Raw genomic sequence first — 1,415 nt, forward strand, 5'->3', positions numbered from 1 at the left:
AAACTTTACATCTATATTCAGTAAACACCGCTCGTCTCAGACGTCGAGCTAATAGCTAAGCGTGCAATTTCTTAGGATTGCCAAAACAACACAGCAATGACTACCGACTTAGTCAAAATTATTTCGAAAAGTTAAGGCTTTGCTATCAGCATCTAATAAGGCTAATCTTATATAGTGAAGCTTATTAATTTAATCGTAGAAGAGTTCGGCTCTTATGCCGACCGATAACGCTGATTATAAAAATGATAATAATATTCAAGTTAATATTACTACTGGTTGCAAGTAGCTTTAGCGCACAGGCTTTGAGTGATTATGTGCTGGTAAATCGGCCTGAATCAGTTAATGACAAACGCTATGATTACGCACATGATTTGTTGCAAATGGTTCTCGATGAGACTCAAGACGACGATTCAAAAAGTGTTGTAAAACACGCAACGCTTATAATGAACCGTAATCGTCTACTGTTATCGTTGAAAGAGGGTAAAGAGCTTCATGTCGTTGCCGAAGCGCCCAAAACTGCTTGGGTCAGCGAATTGCACGTCGTAAGAATTCCCATACGAAAGGGAATACAGGGCTATCGCCTCTTTTTCATTAATAAGCAAGACCAGAGCAAACTGTCAGCACTTAAGTCTTTCGAAGAGTTTAAAGCTATACCCACTGGTTCAGGAAAAGGTTGGTCGACGACTAGAGTGTTGAGAGAGGCAGGGTTTAATGTTGTTGTGGGAAACAACTATGAAGGCCTGTTTAGTATGTTAGAGCTCGGTAGATTTAAAACCTTTGGTCGTGGTATTAATGAAATTGAGGCCGAGTACTTAGCTCAAAAAGAGGCGCACCCTAATCTAGCAATCGACACGGAACTAATGCTTCATATCCCCTTGCCAACCTATTTCTTTATTAGCCCGAAACGACCAGAGCTTGCGAAGCGCATTGAACGGGGTTTGTGGCGCCTAATCGAAAATGGCAAATTTGAAGCATACTTTTTAGCTCACCACCAAGCGCTAATAGATAAGTTTCGGCTGAAAGAGCGCAGAAGGTTTTCTATTCCCAACCCCAATTTGAGTAAAGCCGACCCGCTTGATAATGCTGAACTATGGCATAAATTTTAATGAAGAAAACAGCGTTGTAGGTATAGGGCTCATTACCAAGAAAAGGCATATTGTTGATGCTGTTCCTTTTCGTTATTCAGGCCAATATGAACACCTAATAGCCTTACTTTCTTACCATCGCCCCTTGATATTGCCTCATGTAACAGGCAGATAAACATCGCTTCATTGTAGTCACTAAATGTATATTCTTTTGTTGTTTGATGAAAGTCACTGAACTTTACTTTAACGCCTAGCTTCTGAATGCCTCTTCCCGGCAAATGCTTTGCAGCACGCTGTTTTAACTCGGGCAACAACCTTGATACTAAAATC

The 1,415-nt window shown here is 40.7% G+C and carries 2 protein-coding genes; one reads left to right on the plus strand and one right to left on the minus strand.

Features of this window, described 5'->3' with window-relative positions; translation table 11 throughout:
- Positions 1–242: 242 nt before the first annotated feature.
- Positions 243–1,106: a hypothetical protein gene (locus A3761_RS18705; protein WP_068514335.1), complete on the plus strand. Its 864-nt coding sequence runs from the start codon at positions 243–245 to the stop codon at positions 1,104–1,106.
- A 32-nt stretch (positions 1,107–1,138) separates the two neighbouring features.
- Here the strand turns inward: A3761_RS18705 and A3761_RS27925 are convergent.
- Positions 1,139–1,415: hypothetical protein (locus A3761_RS27925; RefSeq protein ID WP_369808232.1), on the minus strand; the 277-nt coding region annotated here is incomplete at its 5' end.

It is taken from the genome of Oleiphilus sp. HI0123, from assembly GCF_001635315.1.